The sequence below is a fragment of the uncultured Intestinimonas sp. genome (assembly GCF_944387245.1).
Lineage (GTDB): Bacteria > Bacillota > Clostridia > Oscillospirales > Oscillospiraceae > Intestinimonas.
On record NZ_CALXEE010000001.1, the window covers coordinates 70,841 to 89,651 of the forward strand.

At 66.2% G+C, this 18,811-nt stretch carries 20 protein-coding genes and 1 riboswitch; of the genes, 18 read left to right on the forward strand and 2 right to left on the reverse strand.

Annotated features, from left to right (window positions below; translation table 11 throughout):
- Positions 1-17 precede the first annotated feature (17 nt).
- Together Q0K15_RS00370 and Q0K15_RS00375 are read right to left on the reverse strand one after the other, a co-directional pair.
- A complete protein-coding gene (locus tag Q0K15_RS00370) occupies positions 18-1,289 on the reverse strand; it encodes a replication-associated recombination protein A (RefSeq protein WP_294510333.1) in 1,272 nt (423 codons plus the stop codon).
- A gap of 77 nt (positions 1,290-1,366) precedes the next feature.
- Positions 1,367-2,299, reverse strand: a complete 933-nt coding sequence (locus Q0K15_RS00375) for a S1 RNA-binding domain-containing protein (RefSeq protein WP_294510336.1) — start codon at positions 2,297-2,299, stop codon at positions 1,367-1,369.
- A 133-nt stretch (positions 2,300-2,432) separates the two neighbouring features.
- Between Q0K15_RS00375 and Q0K15_RS00380 the strand changes: the two genes are divergently transcribed.
- The 18 genes from Q0K15_RS00380 (at position 2,433) to Q0K15_RS00465 (ending at position 18,809) form a co-directional block, all read left to right on the forward strand.
- Positions 2,433-2,624: a DUF951 domain-containing protein gene (locus tag Q0K15_RS00380; RefSeq protein ID WP_130849724.1), complete on the forward strand. Its 192-nt coding sequence runs from the start codon at positions 2,433-2,435 to the stop codon at positions 2,622-2,624.
- Entirely contained in the window at positions 2,621-3,691 is a 1,071-nt protein-coding gene (hisC, locus tag Q0K15_RS00385) for a histidinol-phosphate transaminase (RefSeq protein ID WP_294510341.1), read from the forward strand. Before Q0K15_RS00380 ends, hisC begins: the two co-directional genes overlap by 4 nt.
- Positions 3,688-4,557 (forward strand): radical SAM protein, encoded by an 870-nt coding sequence (locus tag Q0K15_RS00390; protein WP_294510344.1) that lies wholly within the window; start codon positions 3,688-3,690, stop codon positions 4,555-4,557. The genes hisC and Q0K15_RS00390 overlap by 4 nt, the downstream gene beginning before the upstream one ends.
- A gap of 92 nt (positions 4,558-4,649) precedes the next feature.
- A riboswitch (cobalamin riboswitch) is annotated at positions 4,650-4,840 on the forward strand.
- A gap of 102 nt (positions 4,841-4,942) precedes the next feature.
- Positions 4,943-6,085, forward strand: a complete 1,143-nt coding sequence (gene cbiD, locus Q0K15_RS00395; RefSeq protein ID WP_294510347.1) for a cobalt-precorrin-5B (C(1))-methyltransferase CbiD — start codon at positions 4,943-4,945, stop codon at positions 6,083-6,085.
- A gap of 15 nt (positions 6,086-6,100) precedes the next feature.
- Positions 6,101-6,856, forward strand: coding sequence for a precorrin-4 C(11)-methyltransferase (gene cobM / locus Q0K15_RS00400; protein ID WP_294510350.1), 756 nt, complete (start codon positions 6,101-6,103; stop codon positions 6,854-6,856).
- Entirely contained in the window at positions 6,853-7,893 is a 1,041-nt protein-coding gene (locus Q0K15_RS00405) for a cobalamin biosynthesis protein (RefSeq protein ID WP_294510353.1), read from the forward strand. The genes cobM and Q0K15_RS00405 overlap by 4 nt, the downstream gene beginning before the upstream one ends.
- A 3-nt stretch (positions 7,894-7,896) precedes the next feature.
- The gene (gene cobJ / locus Q0K15_RS00410) at positions 7,897-8,634 is read left to right on the forward strand and encodes a precorrin-3B C(17)-methyltransferase (protein WP_294510356.1); all 738 of its coding nucleotides are present in this window, start codon (positions 7,897-7,899) and stop codon (positions 8,632-8,634) included.
- A gap of 2 nt (positions 8,635-8,636) precedes the next feature.
- On the forward strand, positions 8,637-9,377 hold the full coding sequence (gene cobK / locus Q0K15_RS00415) for a precorrin-6A reductase (RefSeq protein ID WP_294510359.1): 741 nt from the start codon (positions 8,637-8,639) through the stop codon (positions 9,375-9,377).
- Positions 9,374-10,573 carry a precorrin-6y C5,15-methyltransferase (decarboxylating) subunit CbiE gene (cbiE, locus tag Q0K15_RS00420; RefSeq protein WP_294510362.1) on the forward strand — a complete coding sequence of 400 codons (1,200 nt, stop codon included), beginning with the start codon at positions 9,374-9,376 and terminating at the stop codon, positions 10,571-10,573. Before cobK ends, cbiE begins: the two co-directional genes overlap by 4 nt.
- A complete protein-coding gene (locus Q0K15_RS00425) occupies positions 10,563-11,936 on the forward strand; it encodes a cobyrinate a,c-diamide synthase (protein ID WP_294510365.1) in 1,374 nt (457 codons plus the stop codon). The genes cbiE and Q0K15_RS00425 overlap by 11 nt, the downstream gene beginning before the upstream one ends.
- A gap of 3 nt (positions 11,937-11,939) precedes the next feature.
- Positions 11,940-12,998, forward strand: a complete 1,059-nt coding sequence (cobT, locus tag Q0K15_RS00430) for a nicotinate-nucleotide--dimethylbenzimidazole phosphoribosyltransferase (protein WP_294510367.1) — start codon at positions 11,940-11,942, stop codon at positions 12,996-12,998.
- Between the two features lie 22 nt (positions 12,999-13,020).
- Positions 13,021-13,536 (forward strand): bifunctional adenosylcobinamide kinase/adenosylcobinamide-phosphate guanylyltransferase, encoded by a 516-nt coding sequence (locus tag Q0K15_RS00435; RefSeq protein WP_294510369.1) that lies wholly within the window; start codon positions 13,021-13,023, stop codon positions 13,534-13,536.
- 4 nt (positions 13,537-13,540) lie between these two features.
- Positions 13,541-14,311 carry an adenosylcobinamide-GDP ribazoletransferase gene (locus Q0K15_RS00440; RefSeq protein WP_294510374.1) on the forward strand — a complete coding sequence of 257 codons (771 nt, stop codon included), beginning with the start codon at positions 13,541-13,543 and terminating at the stop codon, positions 14,309-14,311.
- Positions 14,308-14,676: a bifunctional adenosylcobinamide kinase/adenosylcobinamide-phosphate guanylyltransferase gene (locus Q0K15_RS00445; RefSeq protein ID WP_294510377.1), complete on the forward strand. Its 369-nt coding sequence runs from the start codon at positions 14,308-14,310 to the stop codon at positions 14,674-14,676. The genes Q0K15_RS00440 and Q0K15_RS00445 overlap by 4 nt, the downstream gene beginning before the upstream one ends.
- A complete protein-coding gene (locus tag Q0K15_RS00450; protein WP_294510385.1) occupies positions 14,667-15,251 on the forward strand; it encodes a histidine phosphatase family protein in 585 nt (194 codons plus the stop codon). The genes Q0K15_RS00445 and Q0K15_RS00450 overlap by 10 nt, the downstream gene beginning before the upstream one ends.
- Entirely contained in the window at positions 15,248-16,222 is a 975-nt protein-coding gene (cbiB, locus tag Q0K15_RS00455) for an adenosylcobinamide-phosphate synthase CbiB (RefSeq protein WP_294510388.1), read from the forward strand. The genes Q0K15_RS00450 and cbiB overlap by 4 nt, the downstream gene beginning before the upstream one ends.
- Before the next feature lie 25 nt (positions 16,223-16,247).
- Complete coding sequence (cobD, locus tag Q0K15_RS00460) at positions 16,248-17,306, forward strand: threonine-phosphate decarboxylase CobD (RefSeq protein WP_294510391.1); 1,059 nt, start codon at positions 16,248-16,250, stop codon at positions 17,304-17,306.
- A complete protein-coding gene (locus Q0K15_RS00465) occupies positions 17,307-18,809 on the forward strand; it encodes a cobyric acid synthase (RefSeq protein ID WP_294510394.1) in 1,503 nt (500 codons plus the stop codon). It begins immediately after the preceding gene.
- Positions 18,810-18,811 lie beyond the last annotated feature (2 nt).

An 18,811-nucleotide genomic window follows, 5' to 3' on the forward strand; every position in this document is an offset into this window, starting at 1 on the left:
CGCGGGTCTTTCTGTGTTTAGAAATCGGGTCCCTTGATCTCTTCCCAGTAGCGTTTGGCCGCCTGCTCTGCCTTGTTCTCGGCGTAGGTGTAGTACCGGGTGCCCAGAAGGCTGTCGGGAAGGTACTGCTGCCGTACCCAGTGGTGGGGGAAGTCATGGGGGTAGAGGTAGCCCTGTTCCCGCTCCATGCCGGCGGAGTCGGCGTGTTTGTTCTGGAGGTGGCGGGGGTAGTCCCCGGTCTTGCCCGCCCGGACGTCGGCCAGGGCGGCGTCGAAGGCGATGTGGGCGGAGTTGGACTTGGGGCTGGTGGCCATGAGTACCGCCGCGTCCCCCAGGGGGATACGGGCCTCAGGGAGGCCCAGCATGTTGGCAGCGTCCACGCAGGCCTTGACGATGGGGATGATCTGGGGGTAGGCCAGGCCGATGTCCTCGCAGGCGATGACCATGAGCCGGCGGCAGGCGGAGATCAGGTCCCCCGCCTCCAGCAGCCGGGCCAGGTAGTGGCAGGCTGCGTCAGGGTCGGAGCCCCGGATGGACTTCTGGAGGGCGGAGAGGATGTCGTAGTGGTCGTCCCCTTCCCGGTCATACCGCATGGCGGAGCGCTGGGCCACCACTTGGGCGTCGGCCAGGGTTACCCGTAGCACCCCGTTTTCCCGCCGGGCGGTGTTCATCAAAAGCTCCACCGCGTTCATGGCTTTGCGCACGTCGCCGCCGCAGGCCGAGGCGATGGCCTCCCGCACGCCGTCCTCACAGGAGAGCTCTGCCCCCAGCCGGACGGCCATGATGGACATGCCCCGGTCGATGGCGGGGAGGACGTCGGCGGCCTCCACCGGCTTGAACTCGAAGACGGTGGACCGGCTGAGCACGGCGTTGTAGACGTAGAAGTAGGGGTTCTCGGTGGTGGAGGCGATGAGGGTGACGTCGCCCTTTTCGATGACCTCCAACAGGGACTGCTGCTGCTTTTTGTTAAAGTACTGGATCTCGTCCAAGTAGAGGAGGATGCCGTTGGGGGCCAGCATGGTGCCCACGTCGGCTAATACGTCCTTCACATCGGAGAGGGAGCCGGTGGTGGCGTTGATTCGCCGCAATGCCCGGTTGGTCCGGGCGGCGATGAGGTTGGCCACGGTGGTCTTGCCGGTGCCAGAGGGGCCATAAAAGACCAGGTTGGGGATGTTCCCGCTCTCGATGATGCGCCGCAGCAGCCCGTCCGGGCCCAGAATGTGCCGCTGGCCCACCACCTCGTCCAGACTGGTGGGGCGGATCTCGTCCGCCAGAGGCCGGTACGCCATAAAAAGACCTCCCGAAAAAAGAATGGAGGGGAATGTTCCCCTCCATTCTAACATGTGTTCGAGTCGGCGTAAAGGCTTTAGAGGAAATCGGTCTCCAGCCCCGTTTTCCGGCAGCCTTCGGGGGCGTAGCGCCAGTGGCCCAGCCGGCCGTCGGTGATGAAGTAGGTGAGGGGTGGCGGTACGGGCTCCGGGGGCAGCCGGTCGATGATGAGGAGCTTGATCTTCATCCGCTCGGGCAGGATGGATTTGAGAAAGACGGAGACCCGGTCCCCCTCCCGCAGATCCTCCCGGGGCTCGGCCAGGCCGGACAGGTTGGGGAAGAGCTCCACAAAGATGCCGTAGTCCTTGATGCCCCGGACCCAGCCCGCCACTGTCATGCCGGTGGCAAGGCGGCGGGCGTTTTCCTCCCAGGTGCCCAGCAGCTCACGGTGCGTGAGCCGCACCCGGCCCAGGTTGGGGTCGGTGTCCACCACGGCGGCGAAAATCTCCTGGCCCACGGTGAAGCGGCAGGCGGGGTGGGGGATACGGGAGACGGAGATCTGCTCCAGGCCGATCATGGACACCAGGCCGCAGCCCATGTCCACAAAGGCGCCGAAGGGCTCTAAGTGGGTGACGGTGCAGGGGATGACCATGCCGGGCCGCAGCCGGGCCATGAGGGCCTCCCGGGCCAGCAGCTGGGCACGGCGGCGGGAGAGGAGGAGCCGGGGACCGTCGGGGCCCTCCATGACCCGCTCCACCAGAAAACATACCGGCTTGCCCACCCGGGAGAGGATGGCGATGTCCCGGACGGTGCCCTCTGCCACCCCCACGGCGGTCTCCGACCGGGGGATCACCCCGATAAAGGGCCCCAGGGCCACGGTGAGGTCGTGCTCCGGGGAGCAGGAGAGGGCCATGCCCTCCAGGATCTGGTCCCGGTCCCGGGCGGAGAGCAGCCCGGACAGAGAGGAACAGGCGGCCCGGTTCTCCGGCGTCTCCAGGCGTCTGCCCTCGGGAAGAAAACGGCTGAGCATCCCGATCATTCCTTTCTATGGTCCCGTTTTTTGCGGATATGTCACTATATGCGCCGGGAAAGCCGGAATTGACAGGATGGGCCCTGGAACATATAATTAGTTAATTGTAATCTGCGGGAAGGAGGCGCTCACCATGGATGTGCGTCTGGGCGATGTTCTGGAGATGAAGAAGCCCCACCCCTGCGGCAGCAAGGAATGGCTGGTGCTGCGGGTGGGGATGGACTTCCGGCTCCGCTGTCAGGGCTGCGGACACGAGGTCATGCTGCCCCGGAGCAAGGCGGAGAAAAACATCAAAAAGATCCTGCGGGAGGAGGAGCAGCCGTGAAAAAATACTGGAGCCGCCGGATCCGGGACATGGTCCCCTACGTGCCGGGGGAGCAGCCCAAGGACCGGGTCTTTATCAAGCTCAATACCAACGAAAATCCCTATCCCCCATCCCCTAAGGCCCTGGAAGCCCTGCGGGAGGCGGCGGACGACCGGCTGCGGCTGTACCCCGACCCGGAGTGTGCCCAGCTGCGCACGACCATCGCCGCCGTCCACGGGCTCACACCGGAGCAGGTATTCCCCGGCAACGGCTCCGACGAGGTGCTGGCCTTCTGCTTCCAGGCCTTCTTTGACCCTGACCGGCCGGTGTGCTTTGCCGACATCACCTATACCTTCTATGCTGTCTACGCCGAATATTTCGGCCTCAACCCTCGGCTCATCCCCCTGGGGGAGGACTTCTCTCTGCCGGTGGTACCCTTCTGCACCGGGAACAGCGGCGGCGTGGTGGTGGCCAACCCCAACGCCCCCACGGGCTTAGAGGTGTCCCGGGAGGATCTGATCCGCATTCTGGAGTCCAATCCTCAGGCGGTGGTCCTGGTGGATGAGGCCTACATCGACTTCGGCGGCACCTCCGCCGACACCCTGGTGAACCGATATGACAACCTGGTGGTGGTACGCACCCTCTCTAAGGGCCGCGGCCTGGCCGGTATGCGGGTGGGCTACGCCCTGGGACACCCCGACCTGATGGCCGCCCTCCGGTGCGTCCGGGACTCCATCAACTCCTATACCGTGGACCGGTGTGCTCAGGCGGCGGCCGCTGCTTCCATCGCCGATGAGGCCTATTTCGAGGCCCAGGCGGCCAAGGTATCCGCCACCCGGGATCGCTCGGCGGCGCAGCTGCGGGAGCTGGGCTTTACGGTTACCGACTCCAAAGCCAACTTCCTGTTTGTCCATCACCCCAAGGTCGCCGCTAAGACCCTATTGGACGGCCTGCGGCAGCGGGGCATCCTGGTGCGCTGGTTCGACCGGCCCAGGATCTCCGACCATCTGCGCATCAGCGTGGGTACCGACGAGGAGATGGACGCCCTTTATCAAGCTATGAAAGAACTGACGGAGGAACATTTGTGAGATACGAAGGCGATATTTACCGGCCCCCGGGAGAGTGGAAGAGCTACCTTCTCCAGGTCACGGTGGGCTGCTCCAACAACACCTGCACCTTCTGCAATATGTACCGGGACAAGAAGTTCCACATCCGGCCCATGGCGGATATTCTGGAGGATATCCGCATGGCCAAGGCCTACTACGGTGATGTGCGGCGGGTCTTCCTCTGCGACGGCGACGCCATTATCATGCGCACCAATGATCTCATCACCATTCTGGATACCCTCTACGCCACCTTCCCCTCTCTGGAGAAGGTGACTACCTACGCCGGTCCCCGGAGCACCCTCACCAAGACTCCGGAGGAGCTGAAGCTCCTACGGGAGCACGGCCTGGCCCGGGCCTACCTGGGGGTAGAGACGGGGAACGACGCCCTCCTGCGGAAGGTGAAAAAGGGCGTGGGCGCCCGGCAGATGCTGGAGGCTGGAACGCGGCTCCGGGAGGCAGGCATGGATCTGTGGGTTATGATCCTGCTGGGCCTGGGCGGCCGGGAAGGCAGTGAGCAGCATATCCTGGACACCGCCGCCATGATGAACGAGATGAAGCCCCGGCACCTCTCCGCCCTCACCCTGACCCTCTATCCAGGCACGGAGCTCTATGCCGACTACCAGGCGGGGAAGTTCCAGCCCATCACCCCCATGGACAGCCTGCGGGAGGCCCGGCTCCTCATCGAAAAGCTGGAGGTAGATCCCCTCCACTTTACCTGTGACCATGCCTCCAACTATGTTCCGTTGAAGGGAAGTCTGCCGGAGGATAAGGCACAGTTTCTGGCCCGCCTGGACAAGGCACTGGAGAGCGGCGCCGGTATGCGGCCTGAGTGGAGCCGGGGCTTTTGAGCCCCGGGGAAAGTATTCCTTTACTTCCTGCTATAAAGTTGCTATAATACATCTGTTAGGCCGGCCCATCGGAAGGAACGGCCTGATGACAATTTGATATTCATCCGCACAGGTGCAGCGACGCAGCTGCTGAAAAGGGAAGTCCGGTGTAAATCCGGCGCAGTCTTACCTCTACTGTGAGCGCGGACGAGGGCGTGAACCACCCATTGGCCCAAGGGGCTGAGAAGGGACGCCTGAGGAGGAAGCGTGAGCCAGGAGACCTGCCGTGCGGAGCGATCGTGTTGCTCTTAGGTGGAGAGGACCAGACCAGTACCGTTGACGACGGGCCCTTTCCATCCAGGAAAGGGCCCGTTTTATGTCTCAAAAGCCCCGGGAGGTGGATGAATTGAGCGATTTCGAACACTATATCTCCGTGGGGCGGGAGCGGCTGCGGTGCGGCTATACCACCGGCACCTGCGCAGCGGCGGCGGCCAGAGGGGCGGCGGAGCTCCTCCTCACCGGCCAGCTTCCCCCGGCGGTGCGCATCGACACCCCGGCGGGTATCCCGGTGGAGGTTGAGCTGCTGGAGCCATCGGCGGGACCCGGCTGGGCCTCCTGCGCTGTCCGGAAGGACGGGGGAGACGACCCCGACGCCACCCACGGCACCCTCATCTTCGCTCGGGTGGAGCGGTGTGACGGTTCCGGCGTCGCCATCGACGGCGGGGAAGGGGTGGGCCGGGTCACCAAACCCGGCCTGGACCAGCCCGTGGGGGCTGCCGCCATCAACCACGTCCCCCGGCAGATGATCGGGCAGCAGGTGGCCGCCGCCATGGCGGACCACGGCTGTGACGGAGGACTGCGGGTGGTGATCTCCGCCCCCGAGGGGGAGCGGCTGGCCCAAAAGACCTTCAATCCCCGGCTGGGCATCGTGGGGGGCATCTCCATCCTGGGCACCTCCGGTATCGTCCGGCCCATGAGCGAGGCCGCCCTCATCGATTCCCTCCGGCTGGAGCAGGACATGCTTGCCGCCGCCGGGGCGACGGACATTGTGGTCACCCCGGGCAACTACGGGGAGACCTTTGCCCGGGAGGTGCTGGGCCTGGGGCTGGGCCGCTGGTGCACCTGCTCCAACTACATCGGCGAGGCCATCGACCACGCCGCCGGCCTGGGCTTCCGCAGCCTGCTGCTGGTGGGCCACGTGGGCAAGCTGTGCAAGGTGGCCGCCGGGGTGATGAACACCCACTCCCGGGTGGCCGACGGCCGGCGGGAGACCCTGTGCACCCACGCTGCCCTCTGCGGCGGGGACCGGGCCACGGTAGAGGCCCTCTACCGCACCGTCACCACCGACGACGCTGTGGCGATTCTGGACGGGGCCGGGCTGCGGGAGGCGGTCATGGCCTCCCTGACCGAGGCCCTGGACGAACAGCTCAAACGCCGGGCGGGGGCGGAGATGGCCATTGAGGCCATCTTCTTCTCCAACCGCTATGGAATTCTGGGAAAGACGGCGGGGGCCGACCGGCTGGCCGCTCTACACCCCATCTCATCGTGAAAGGAAGTTGTGACCATGATCCACTTCATCGGCGCGGGCCCCGGAGCCGCCGACCTCATCACCGTCCGGGGAGCCAAGCTCCTGGGGGAGGCCGACGTCATCATCTACGCCGGGAGCCTGGTGAACCCCGCCCTGCTGGACTATAAGAAGGAGAGCTGCATCGTCTACGACAGCGCCTCCATGACCCTGGAGGCCGTCATCGACGTCATGAAGGACGCTGAGACCAAGGGGTGGGACACCGTCCGCCTCCACACCGGCGACCCTTCCCTCTACGGCGCCATCCGGGAACAGATGGACCTGCTGGACGAGCTGGGACTGGCCTACGACGTGACCCCCGGCGTCTCCTCCTTCTCCGGAGCGGCCGCCGCCCTGGAGGCCGAGTACACCCTCCCCGACGTGTCCCAGAGTGTCATCATCACCCGCATGGCGGGCCGCACGCCGATGCCCGAGGGGGAGAAACTCTCCAAAATGGCCTCCCACGGCTGCACCATGGTCCTCTTCCTCTCCACCGGTCTGCTGGAGGAGGTGGAGAAGGAACTGATGGAGGGCGGCTACGCCCCCGACACCCCCGCCGCCATCGTCTACAAGGCCACTTGGCCGGAGCAGGCGGTTTACCGCTGTACCGTGTCCACCCTGGCCGTCACCGCCAAGGAGCACAACGTCACCAAGACCGCCCTCATCACCGTGGGCGGCTTCCTGGGGGACAAGTACGACCGCTCCAAGCTTTATGACCCCGCCTTCACCCACGGCTACCGGGAGGCCAGCAAGTGAAGATCGCCCTCACCGCCTTCACCAGCCGGGGGACCGGGCTGGCCAGAAGCCTGGCCCACTACCTGGCGGAGATCGGCCACAGCTGCGCCCTGGCGGTGCCGGAGCGGCTGTCGCCGGAGACGGGGCTCCCCGGCTACGGGAGCCTGGGGGAGTGGGCCGGGGCGCGGTTTGCCGACACCGACGCCCTCCTCTTCGTGGGGGCCAGCGGCATCGCCGTCCGGACCATCGCCCCCTATGTGAAGGATAAATTTACCGACCCCGCCGTGGTGTCGGTGGACGAGGCGGGACACTTCGTCGTCCCCCTCCTCTCCGGCCATGTGGGGGGCGCCAACGACCTGGCCCGGCTGGTGGCACGGTTCACCGGAGGCGCTGCGGCGGTGTCCACCGCCACCGATGTGAACGGATTTTTTGCCGTGGACCAGTGGGCCAGTGAGCAAGGATTTTACCTTGACGGACGAGAAGGGGCCAAACGGGTGTCCGCTGCCCTGCTCGCAGGCACTTCCGCAGGGCTGTCAAGTGATTTTCCTATCCGGGGAGAATTGCCCCAAGGGGTGGCGGAAGGCCCGGCGGAGGCCGGCATCGCCCTCACCCTGGACCCGGAAAAGACGCCTTTCCCCCACACCGTCCGCCTCATCCCGCCGGTGCTCCGCCTGGGCATCGGCTGCCGCCGGGGCACGGCGGCGGCGGCCATCGCTGGAGCGGTGGAGCGGGTCTTTGCGGCTCACCATCTCTCCCTTAAAGGGGTGGCCGCGGTGTGTTCCATCGACTTGAAGAAGGACGAGCCCGGCCTCCTGGCTTTCTGCCGGAGCCTGGGCCTGCCCCTCACCACCTATACTGCTGAAGCGCTCTCGACGGTGCCGGGGAACTTTACCCCGTCCCCCTTTGTGAAAGGGGTCACCGGGGTGGACAACGTGTGTGAGCGCGCCGCCGTCCTGGGAGGCGGCGCCCTGATCGTAACCAAACAGGCGGGGGCGGGGGTCACCGTGGCGGTGAGTCAGGTCCCCCTCACCATCCGCTTTTCTGAAAAAGGAGATTGATTCATGCGAGTGACAGTTGTGGGCCTGGGGCCCGGCGCCGGCCGGGATCTGACGGGCCGTGCCCGGGAGGCCCTGGAGCGGGCCGACCTCATCGTGGGCTATACCGCCTACATCGCCCTCATCCGCGAGGAGTTTCCCGAGAAAGAGATGCTGTCCACCGGTATGCGCCGGGAGGTGGACCGCTGCCGTGCGGCGGTGGAAGCGGCGGTGTCCGGCCGGGACGTAGCCATGGTGTGCTCCGGCGACTCCGGCATCTACGGCATGGCGGGCCTCATCTATGAGGTGGCCCAGGAGTATCCCCCCATCGAGATCGAGGTGGTCCCCGGCATCACCGCCGCCTGCGGCGGCGCCGCCGTGCTGGGCGCCCCGCTGACCCACGACTTTGCCGTGGTCTCCCTCTCCGACCTGCTCACCCCCTGGGACAAGATTGCCCTGCGGCTGGAGTGCGCCGCTAAGGGCGACTTTGTCCTGTGCCTCTACAATCCCGCCAGCCACAGCCGCCCCGACCATCTGAAGCGGGCCTGCGACATCCTGATGGCGGCGGGGAAGTCCCCGGACACCATCTGCGGCTATGTGCAGAACATCGGCCGCGAGGGAGAGCGGGGGACCATCACCACCCTGGGTGCCCTGCGGGATACCCAGGTGGATATGTTCACCACCGTCTTTATCGGCAGCAGCCAGACCAAACTGCTGGGCGGCAAGATGGTGACCCCCAGAGGCTACCTCCAGCGGGAGGGCTGAGGATGAAGATCCTGCTCTTCGGCGGCACCGGCGAGGGCCGGGCGCTGGCCGAATGGATGCTCGCCCGGGGGCTGGACGCCACGGTGTGCGTGGCCACCGAGTACGGGGAGACCCTCCTGCCTGAAGGGATGAAGGTCCACGTGGGGCGGCTGGACGCCGGTGAGATGGAGGCCCTGATGGCCGAGGGCTACACCCTGGTCATCGACGCCACCCACCCCTACGCCGTGGAGGTCACCAAGAACATCCGGGCGGCCGCCGGCCGCGCCGGCCTGCCCTGCCTGCGGCTGCTGCGGCAGTCCGATGGGGAGGACGGGTGCCGGAAGGCGACGGACATGGCGGCGGCGGCGAACCTGCTGGAGAAGCTGCCTGGGAACGTGCTCCTCACCACGGGGAGCAAGGAGCTGGATCACTTTGCCCGGCCGGGGCTCCGGGAGCGCTGCTTTCCCCGGGTGCTGCCCATGGCGGACTCCCTGGAGCGGTGCCTGGTGCTGGGCTTTCCGCCCAAGAACATCATCTGCATGCAGGGTCCATTCACCAAGGAGATGAATGTGGCCACCCTGCATCAGTTCCACATCGATACCCTGGTGACCAAGGACACCGGAGGCTATGGCGGCTTCCAGGCCAAGGCGGAGGCCGCCAAAGAGGCGGGCTGCGCCCTCCTGGTGGTGGAGCGGCCCCAGACCGAGACGGGGCTCACCCTGGAGGAAATTCAGCGGCAGCTGCTGGGGGAGGAAGAGGCATGAAGATCTATCTCATCGGCGTGGGCATGGGCAACCCGGATACCCTGACCCTGGCGGCCAGAAAGGCCATCGACGTCTGTCCGGTGCTCATCGGCGCCCCCCGGCTCCTGGAGCCCTGGGGGGAGGGCCACACCTGCGTGCCCCTCATCGCCGCCGACGACATTGCCCGCCGCATCGGGGAGGAGCAGGAGAACGTGGCCGTTCTCCTCTCCGGCGACACCGGCTTTTACAGCGGGGCCAAAAAGCTCTGGAAGCTCTTGGAGGGCTGTGAGGTGGAGACCCTCCCCGGCATCTCCTCCCTCTCCTATTTCTGTGCCAGGCTCCACACCTCCTGGCAGGACGCCCACATCGTCAGCGCCCACGGCCGCAGCCACAACGCCGTGGGGGAGATCCAGCGCAACGCCAAGACCTTTGCCCTCACCGGCGGGGCCACTAAGGTGGAGGACATCTGTAAGGAGTTGGTCCGCCGGGGTCTGGGGGAGGTCCGGGTGGCGGTGGGGGAGCGGTTGAGCTACCCCAATGAGCGCATCGTCTCCGGCACGGCGGCGGAGCTGGCAGAGGAGACCTTTGAAGATCTCTCCGTGCTGCTGGCGGAGAACCCCGAGCCGGTGGGCCGGCCCTGGAACAGCCCCGGCCTCCCTGACGAAGTCTTTCAGCGGGGGGCCGTCCCCATGACCAAGGAGGAGGTCCGGGCCATCTCCGTTTGCAAGCTGCGGCTCCAGCCCCACCATGTGGTGTGGGATGTAGGAGCGGGCACCGGTTCGGTCTCCCTGGAGTGCGCCCTGGCCTGCCCTGCCGGACAGGTCTTTGCCATTGAAAAGAACCCCGAGGCGGTGGCCCTCCTGGAGGAGAACAAGGCCCGCCTGGGGGCGTCCAACCTCACCATCGTTCCGGGCACCGCCCCGGCGGCCCTGGAGGACCTGCCCGCCCCCGACCGGGTCTTTCTGGGGGGGACCTCCGGGAACATGGACGACATTCTGATGATGATATTTGACAAAAATCCCGCCGCCCGGGTGGTGTGCACCGCCGTCACCCTGGAGACGGTGGGGGAGGCCGCCCGGCTCTTCGCCCATCTGACGGAGGCGGATATGGTGCAGCTGTCGGTGACCCGGACCCGGAAGGCGGGGCGGTATCACCTGATGGACGCCCAAAACCCGGTGTGGATCTTCAGCGGGGAGGGGAAGGGCCATGACGCGTAAGGTGCCCCGTATCCTCCTCTGTGCCCCGGCCAGCGGCGGCGGCAAGACCACCGTCACCTGCGCCCTTCTCCAGGCTCTGGTGGACCGGGGCACGGCCCCGGTGGCCTATAAGTGCGGCCCTGATTACATCGACCCCATGTTCCACAGCGAGGTCATCGGCGCCAAGAGCCGCAATCTGGACCTTTTCCTCATGGGAGAGACCGCCGTCCGCCGAAGTTTGCTGGAGAACACCCCTGACGCTTCCATGGCGGTTATCGAGGGAGTCATGGGCTATTACGACGGCATCGCCATGTCCTCCCAGGCCAGCGCCTATGACCTGGCCCGGACCACGGAGACTCCGGCGGTGCTGGTGGCAGACGCCCGGGGCCGGGCCCTCACCGCGGCCGCCCTGGTGAAGGGCATGGCGTCCTTCCGGCCCGATTCCAACATCCGTGGCGTTATCCTCAACCGCTGCCCCCCCATGATGTATGGCCGGCTGAAGGAGACCATCGAGACGGAGACCGGCGTGCGGGTGTACGGCTATCTCCCCAACCTGCCGGAGGTGGCGCTGGAGAGCCGCCACCTGGGCCTGGTCACCGCCGCCGAGGTGGGGGATCTGAGGCAAAAGCTCCACCGCATGGCGGAGCAGGCGGAAAAGACCATTGATATCGACGGCCTGCTGGCCCTGGCGGCATCGGCGCCCACCCTGGCGGCGCCGGAGCGGCCGGAGACGTCCATTTCCCAGGAAAGGACGGTCATCGCCCTGGCCCGGGACAAAGCCTTTTGCTTCTACTACGCCGACGGCCTTTCTGAGCTGGTGCGACAAGGGGCGGAGCTGGTGGAGTTCTCTCCATTGGAGGACGAAAAATTGCCGGAGGGCTGCTCCGGTCTCTACCTGGGGGGCGGCTACCCGGAGGTCTACGCCAAAGAGTTGGCCCGGAATACCGCCCTGCTGGGGGAGATCCGGGAAAAGATCCTCCACGGCCTGCCCACGGTGGCTGAGTGCGGCGGCTTCCTCTACCTGCAAAAGACACTCTGCGACGCCGACGGGTGCTGCGACTGGGAGATGGCAGGGGTTTTCTCCGGTCGGGCCGCCAACACCGGGAAGCTGGGCCGGTTCGGCTACATCGGGGTGACTGCCCGCACCGACGGGCTGCTGTGCAGGGCGGGGGAGACCCTCCACGCCCACGAGTTCCACTACTGGGACAGCACAACGCCGGGGGGCGATTTTCGGGCCCAAAAACCCCTGAGCGACCGGGGCTGGGACTGCGCTTGGCACACCCCCACCCTGTACGCGGGCTTTCCCCATGTGCATTTCAGCGGCTGCCCCCAGGCCGCCCGGCGGTTTGTGGAGGCGTGCGTACGCTATCAAAGGGAGGAATAAGGTATGGACTTGCAGGAGATCGTGACCGGGATCGGACCGGTGGATGAGAAGGCCATGGCGGAGGCCCAGCGGCGCTGGGACTCCATCGCCCACCCTCTGAACAGCCTGGGGATGCTGGAGCGGGACATCATCCGCATCGCAGGCATCACCGGTGATCCCAACGTGGACCTCTCCAAGAAGGCGGTGGTGGCCATGTGCGCCGACAACGGCGTGGTGGCCGAGGGGGTTACCCAGACCGGCCAGGACGTCACCGCCATTGTCACCGAGAACATGTCCAAGGGGGACACCTCTGTGTGCTGCATGGCCCGGAAGGCTGGGGCTGAGGTCATCCCGGTGGACATCGGCGTGGCCCGGGCGGTGGTGGGGGAGCACATCCGCCAGTGCTGTATCCGCCGGGGCACCGCCAACATGACCAAGGGTCCTGCCATGACCCGGGCGGAAGCCGAGCGTGCTGTCCTCACCGGTGTGGAACTGGTGGGTGAGCTGAAGGAGAAGGGGGTTCGCCTCCTGGCCACCGGCGAGATGGGCATTGGCAACACCACCACCTCCAGCGCTATCGTCTCGGTGCTGCTGGGGAAGGACCCGGCGGAGGTCACCGGCCGCGGCGCAGGCCTCACCTCGGAGGGCCTGGAGCGGAAGATCCACGCTATTGAGACCGCTATCGCGGTGAATCAGCCCGATCCCACTGATGGCCTGGACGTCCTCCACAAGGTGGGCGGTCTGGACATCGCCGGCCTAGCCGGTGTTTTCCTGGGAGGTGCCTACTACCGCATTCCCGTGCTGGTAGACGGCTTTATCTCCTCCGCCGCCGCCCTGGCAGCTGCGGCCATCTGCCCGACAGCCAAGGACTACATGCTGGCCAGTCACGCCTCCAACGAGCCCGCCGGGCGCATGGTGCTGGAGGCCCTGGAGCTGGAGCCCTTCCTCTATGCCGGTATGTGCCTGGGCGAGGGCACCGGCGCGGTGGCCGTCATGCCCCTGCTGGAGATGGGCGCCGCGGTCTACCGAGAGATGTGCACCTTTGAGGCCACCGATATCGAGGCCTACGAGCACCTTACTTAATGAGAAAAAGGGAGGACGTCCCATGCTGATCCTGGTCTCCGGCGGCTCCGCCAGCGGAAAATCCAAATACGCGGAGGACCTGGTGGTGCAGGCGCCGCCGGGAGAGCGGATCTACGTGGCCACCATGCAGGTCTGGGATGAGGAGAGCCGCCGCCGGGTGGAGCGCCACCGGGCCATGCGGGCGGGGAAGGGCTTTCGAACTGAGGAGCGGCCCGTCCATCTCTATGACATGCCGGTGCCCGCCGGGGCGGTGGTGCTGCTGGAGGACCTCTCTAACCTGACCGCCAACGAGTGGTTTGGACCGGAGGGCCGGGAGGGGGGCGAGGAGCGGGTCCTCGTCGGCGTCCGCAAGCTGAAGGCAGAGAGCGCCTGCACGGTGGTAGTCACCAATGAACTCTTCTCCGATGGCATTACCTACGATCAGGAGACGGCGGACTACCTCTCCGCCCTGGCCCGGCTCAATGTAGCCGTGGCGGCGGAGGCCGACCGGGTCTATGAGGTGGTCTGCGGCATCCCGGTCTGCTGGAAGGGGGCGTAAAGACATGTTCCGTTCGCTGTGCATTGCCGTGGCCATGTACTCCAAGCTCCCCACGCCCAGGGTGGACTGGGACAAGAAGAGCCTCTCCTGGGCTATGTGCTTTTTCCCGGTGGTGGGGGTGGTCATCGCCCTGCTGCTGGGTATCTGGCTCAAGCTCTGTGCCTGGTTGGACTTCGGGCCCTTTCTCCGGGCTGCTGTGGCCCTTCTCCTGCCCATTGCGGTGAGCGGGGCCATCCATCTGGACGGCTTCTGCGACACCTCCGACGCCCTGGGTTCCCACCAGAGCCGGGAGAAGAAGCTGGAGATTTTAAAGGACTCCCATACCGGGGCCTTTGCCATCATCTGCTGCTGCCTCTATCTCATTTTCTTTTTTGCTGTATGGTGTGAGGTGGAGCCGGAGGATGAAGCGCTGTGGGTGCTGGCCCTGGGTCCTGTCCTGTCCCGGAGCCTTTCGGGGCTGGCCGCCGTGAGCTGGCCCAACGCCCGGGGCAGCGGCCTTCTGGCCACCTTTATCCAACCCATGGACGCCGTCAAGGCCCGGGTGGTGCTGCTGGTGTGGGTGGCGGTGAGCGCCGCCGCCATGATCGCCCAGAACCCGGTCACCGGCATTGCCGCCGTGGCAGGGGCAGGGCTTTCCTTCCTCTATTATTTTGTCATGTCCCGCCGGCAGTTCGGCGGCATCACCGGAGATCTGGCAGGCTTTTTCCTCCAGGTCTGCGAGTGCGCCATGGTCCTCGCGGTGGTCCTGGCGCAGCGTCTGGAGGCATTGTTATGATCCTGCTCATCGGCGGCGCCGGCCAGGGAAAGCTGGCCTACGCTCTGAAAAAGACCGGCCTGGGGCCGGAGGCCGTGGCCCACGACCCGGCATCCGCCCGGACCAGGCCCATTTTTGACGGGCTGGAGACCTGGGTCCGAAGCCACCCCGGAGAGGGGGTCGGGGACCTGCTGGAGGCCAATCCCGGCGTGGTCATCCTTTGTGACGAGGTGGGCTGCGGCGTGGTGCCGGTGGACCCGGCGGAGCGGGCCTGGCGGGAGGAAGTGGGCCGCCTGTGCTGCGACCTGGCCCGGAGGGCGGACCGGGTGGAGCGGATCTTCTGCGGTCTGAGCATGGTATTGAAGGGGGAAGGAACATGGAAGTGATCCTGGTACGCCACGGCATCACAGAGGGGAACAAGGAAAAGCGCTTTGTGGGGCGGCTGGACGTGCCTCTGGCGCCGGACGGGGAGGCCATGGCCCGGGAGACGGCCCCCCTTATGCCGGAGGTGGAGCACCTCTATGTAAGCCCTATGCTCCGCTGCCGCCAGACGGCCAACCTGCTGTGGCCCGGAGTGCCCCGGACCATTGTGGAGGACCTGCGGGAGACGGATTTCGGCATTTTCGAGGGGAAAAACCACGCCGAGCTCCAGGACGACCCCGCCTACCAGCGGTGGCTCGCCGGCGAGATGGTGGTTGGGGAGCCGGCGGAGGACTGTGCCCGCCGGGGCGCCCGTGCCTTGGCCTTTGTGGGGAAGGACGCCACTGAGCACGGCTATGAGCACGTGGGCGTGGTCTCCCACGGGGGGCTGCTGATGGGCATGCTCACCCTCTGCGGCCGCCCGGCCCGGAAGGGCTTTTACGACTGGTTCCCCCAGAACTGCGGCGGCTACCGGGGGGAGCTCACCCTGGACCCCTTGGAGTACCACGTCACCGGCACCGTGGGGAGGACCAAGGCATGACCCTTACCTTGCGGCTTTTCGCCCTGCTTTTGGGTTTTTGCCTGGATCTCCTCTTTGGTGACCCCCATTGGATGCCCCACCCGGTTCGGGCCATGGGTGCCCTTATCGCCGGACTGGAAAAGCCCCTGCGGGCAGTCTTTCCCAAGACCCCAAAGGGGGAGCTTATCGCCGGAGGATTTCTCGTGGTGCTGACGGCTGGCATCTCCACAGGCGCGGCGGTGCTGCTGCTGTGGCTGTGCGCCCAGATTCACCCCTGGCTTGCCTTCGCTGCGGAGACCCTGCTGTGCTACCAGCTCCTGGCGGCCCGGTCCCTGCGGGACGAGAGTGTGAAAGTCTACAAGGCCCTCCGGGACGGTACCCTGGACGACGCCCGGAAGGCGGTGGCCATGATCGTGGGCCGGGACACCGAGCGGCTGGACGAGACCGGGGTGGCCAAGGCAGCGGTGGAAACGGTGGCGGAGAACGCCTCCGACGGCGTCATCGCCCCCTTGCTGTTCCTGGCCATCGGCGGCGCCCCTCTGGGGGTGCTCTATAAGTCCATCAACACCATGGACTCCATGGTGGGCTATAAAAACGACCGCTACCTGTACTTCGGCCGGGCGGCGGCCAAGCTGGATGACCTGGTGAACTTCGTCCCCGCCCGTCTGGCGGGCATCCTGCTGTGTCTGGCGGCCCGGCCCGCCGGCTTTGACGGCAAAAATGCCTGGAAGATCTTCTGGCGGGACCGGAAGAACCACAAGAGCCCCAACTCCGCCCACACCGAGGCGGCGGCGGCGGGGGCGCTGGACGTGCAGCTGGCGGGGAGTAACTACTATTTCGGCAAGCTGGTGGTCAAGCCCACCATCGGCGACCCGCTGCGGCCGGTGGAGCCGGCGGACATCCTGCGCTGCAACCGGCTCATGTACGCCGGGACCTTTCTAGCCATGGTGCTCTGCTGCGGGCTGCCCCTGGTATTGAGCCTGGCCCTGTGACCCCTTGGAAAAGGAGGACGACCATTTGAAGGAATATACCCATGGCGGCGACATTGTAGGTGCCCGTGCGGTGTGGCAGGGGGAGCTGCTGGACTTCTCCGCCAATTTAAACCCTCTGGGCATGCCGGAAGCCGTGCGGAAGGCGGCGGAGGAGGCGGTGGGGGAGGCCATCCACTACCCCGACCCCCTGTGCCGGGCGCTGTGTGCCGCCATCGCCCGGCGGGACGGTGTGGCACCGGAGCAAGTCCTCTGCGGCAACGGTGCCGCCGACCTGGTCTTCCGGCTGGCCTTCTCCCAGCGTCCCCACCGGGTGCTGGTCACCGCCCCAACCTTTTCCGAGTACCAGGACGCCGTCCAGGCTGCCGGCGGGGAGGTGGTCTACCACCGCCTGACGCCGGAGAACGACTTCGACCTCACTGAGGCCGTGCTGAACGATCTGGATGACAGTCTGGACATGGCCTTTTTCTGTACCCCCAACAACCCCACCGGCCGCCTCATCGACCGGGACCTGATGCTACGTATCCTGGAGCAGTGCCGGGAGAAAAACATCCGGGTGGTGGTGGATGAGTGTTTCCTCTCCCTGGCCGACCCGGGCGAGCAGGTAAGTCTGGCGGGAGAGCTTAAAAATTACCCTAACCTGGTGCTGCTTCGGGCCTTCACCAAGAGCTATGCCATGCCCGGACTGCGGCTGGGCTATTGCCTGAGCGCCGACGCCACTCTGCTGGACGGACTCTCCCGGTGTGCCCAGCCCTGGAGCGTCTCCGGACCCGCCCAAGCTGCGGGCCTGGCCGCCCTGGCCGAGCCGGAGTACCCCGCCCAGGCCCGGCAGCTCATCGCCGTGGAGCGGGCCTGGCTCACCGACGCCCTCCGGGAGTTGGGACTCCAGGTTTTTCCCAGCCAGGTCAACTACATTCTGTTCCGTGTGCCCGGGGTGGACGATCTGAAGGAGCGGCTGCTGGCCCACGGTGTGCTCATCCGCTTCTGCGCCAACTACGTGGGCCTGGGCAGCGACTATTACCGGGTGGCGGTACGGCCCCACCGGGAGAACGAAGGGCTCATCCGAGCCATGCGGGAGGTGCTGTAAATGGCCAAGACCATCATGATCCAGGGCACCGCCTCCAACGCGGGCAAGAGCCTGCTGGCGGCGGGGCTGTGTCGGGTGTTCCGGCAGGATGGGCTGAAGGTGGCCCCCTTCAAGTCCCAGAATATGGCCCTCAACTCTTTTATCACCGCCGACGGCTTTGAGATGGGCCGGGCCCAGGTGGTCCAGGCCTACTGCGCCGGGGTGGCACCTGACGTGCGGATGAACCCCATCCTTTTAAAACCCACCAACGACACCGGGAGCCAGGTCATTGTGAACGGCGTTCCCCGGGGCACCATGGGGGCGGTGGACTATTTCCGCTACAAAAAGGCCCTCATCCCCGATATCATGGAGGCCTTCCATGGTCTTTCTGCCGAGTATGACGTCATCGTCATCGAGGGGGCGGGGAGCCCAGCGGAGATCAACCTGAAGCAGGACGACTTCGTCAACATGGGTATGGCCAAGCTGGCCAATGCCCCGGTGCTGCTGGCGGGCGATATCGACCGGGGAGGCGTCTTCGCCTCCCTCTATGGGACGGTGAAGCTGCTGGAGCCCGACGAGCAGGCCCGGATCAAGGGCCTCATCATCAACAAGTTCCGTGGGGACGTGGAGATCCTCCGCCCCGGCCTCACCACCCTGGAGGAGCTCACCGGTAAGCCGGTGCTGGGGGTGGTGCCCATGCTGGACGTGGACATTGACGACGAGGACTCCCTCTCCTCCAAGCTTACCGGCGGGGAGCAGGTGGGACGGCTGGACATCGCCGTCATCCGCCTGCCCCGGCTCTCCAACTTCACCGACTTCAATCCTCTGGAGCGAATGGAGGGGGTGACGGTGCGGTACGTCTCCAACCCCGGCGAGCTGGGCCGCCCCGACCTCATCATCCTGCCCGGCACCAAGAGCACCATGGATGATCTGAAGTGGATGCGCCAGAACGGTCTGGAGGCTCTGGTGCTCAAGCACGCCGCCCGGGGCGGCGCGGTGGTGGGCATCTGCGGCGGCTACCAGATGCTGGGCCGGGTCCTCTCCGACCCCGACGGGGTGGAGAGCGGCGGCACCATGGCGGGCATGGGGCTGCTGCCCACCGAGACCGTATTCCTGGGGGAAAAGACCCGCACCCGGGTCAGCGGCGCTTTCCACCGCGGCCAGGGCCTCTTCGCGGGCCTGGACGGGGTGCCCTTCCACGGCTACGAGATCCACATGGGGGAGACCACCTACCTGGAGGAGGCCGCCCCCCTCTCCCGGCTCACCTGCCTGGGCGGGGCGGAAAAGTCGGACGGCGCCGCCCGGGGAAATGTGTGGGGCAGCTACGTCCACGGCATCTTTGACGCCGGGGCTTTTGCCCAGGAGCTGGTCAACGCCCTGCTGTCGGCCAAGGGGCTGGACCCCAACGCCGCGGCGGTGGATTGGGAGACCTATCAGGAGGAGCAGTACGACAAGCTGGCGGCGGGCGTCCGTGCCAGCCTGGATATGGACCGGGTCTACCGGATTCTGAATGGCGAGGAATGAGC